Below are 1,506 nucleotides of genomic sequence, written 5' to 3'. Positions count from 1 at the left end.
TAACCCCACACCGTGGTGCGCGGCAGAAGCCGGACATTGTCGCGGCCTGCGAGCTGGGCGACGGTGCGCCGCGCCCAATCGGCGGCAGGCGCGCCATCGATCGTTTCCTCGGACCAGTTGGCCGAACCGCCGAAATGCGGCTCGAGATCGGCCAGCATGACGCGCGCACCCTGATCGGCGGCGGCCTTGGTGGCCATCAGGCCGGCCGGCCCCGAGCCGACGACCAGCACGTCGCAAAAGGCGTTCATGCGTTCGTAGCGGGCCGGGTCTTTCGCCGATCCGGCACTGCCGAGACCGGCTGCGCGGCGGATGAAGTGTTCGCAGAACATCCAGAAACGCGTGCCCTTGAGCGGGCCGAACACCGGTCCCATGAAGGTCTTGTAGTAGAACCCGGCCGACAGGATCTTGCCGCCGAGCTGGTTGACGGCGTTGATGTCCCAGGCAAGCGAGGGAAAGCGGTTCTGGCTGATGGCAACCAGCCCGTCATGGATCTCGACCATGGTCGCTGGAATGTTGGGCTCGCGAACCTCGCCCTTCAGCACCGTCACAAGCGCGTTGGGTTCCTCGACGCCTGCGGTGAGCAGGCCGCGTGGGCGATGGTATTTGAACGAACGCCCGTACAACGTGACGCCCTTGGCCAGCAGGGCTGACGCCAGCGTGTCGCCGGCATGGCCGGTGTAGGCCGTGCCATCGAAGGTGAAGCGGATGGTTTTCAGCCGGTCGATGCGGCCGCCGGTGTCGGCACGGCGCGGGCTCATGCCTTGTCCTCCGCCTTGCGGCGCGCGGCCGGCCCATGATCGCCCCGCGCAAAGGCAACGCTGGAAATCTCATGCGTCAGCGTGTTGCGCACGACCTTGAGATGCGCGCGGCAGCCGCCGGAATGTTGCCAGATCTCATTGTGGTCGCCGGCCGGATTCAGCCGGTCATAGACATAGGCGTTCCACGCCTCGAAATTCTGCGAGGCGGGGTCGGGACGCTCACGATTGCCGTCACCCTGATAGGTGAACTCGATGACGTCGCGCGGGCCGCAATAGGGGCAAGTGATCAACATTGGACTCTACCTATTGCCTAATGCAGCCGCGGGTTTGCACCCTGGCCCTTGTCGTCGATCACCAGCCCGCGGTGGAAGCGGTCGAGCGTGAAGGGCGCGTTGAGGTCGTGCGGCTGGTCCTTGGCGATGGTCCAGGCGAAGCACCAGCCGGAAGCCGGCGTCGCCTTGAAGCCGCCATAGCACCAGCCGCAGTTGAGATACATGCCAGGCAGGGGGCCGGCGGTGATGATCGGCGAGCCGTCCATCGACATATCGCAAACACCGCCCCAGGAGCGCAGCATGCGCACGCGCGCGAGTCCCGGAAACAACGCCAGCATTTCACTCATCACCTCGTCGACGACAGGCAGATTGCCGCGCTGGGCGTAGCTGTTGTAGCCGTCGATGTCGCCGCCATAGATGAGGCCGCCCTTGTCCGACTGCGACATGTAGAAATGGCCCATGCCGAAGGTGACGAC

General features: G+C 65.3%; 3 protein-coding genes. All 3 read right to left on the bottom strand.

The features are described 5' to 3' along the window. Positions 1 to 758, bottom strand: a 758-nt coding sequence (locus EN969_RS30655) for a 2Fe-2S iron-sulfur cluster-binding protein (RefSeq protein WP_127387925.1), incomplete at its 3' end; no start/stop codon positions are given. Next, positions 755 to 1,051, bottom strand: coding sequence for a sarcosine oxidase subunit delta (locus EN969_RS30650; RefSeq protein ID WP_027160522.1), 297 nt, complete (start codon positions 1,049 to 1,051; stop codon positions 755 to 757). The genes EN969_RS30650 and EN969_RS30655, both read right to left, overlap by 4 nt. 17 nt (positions 1,052 to 1,068) lie before the next feature. Continuing rightward, on the bottom strand, positions 1,069 to 1,506 hold a 438-nt coding region (locus EN969_RS30645), incomplete at its 5' end, for an FAD-dependent oxidoreductase (protein WP_127419711.1).

Source organism: Mesorhizobium sp. M7A.F.Ca.CA.003.01.2.1 (assembly GCF_003998945.1).
Taxonomy (GTDB): domain Bacteria; phylum Pseudomonadota; class Alphaproteobacteria; order Rhizobiales; family Rhizobiaceae; genus Mesorhizobium; species Mesorhizobium ciceri.
The sequence above is the reverse complement of the archived record's forward strand: the minus strand, read 5'-3'. Positions and strand labels throughout refer to the sequence as shown.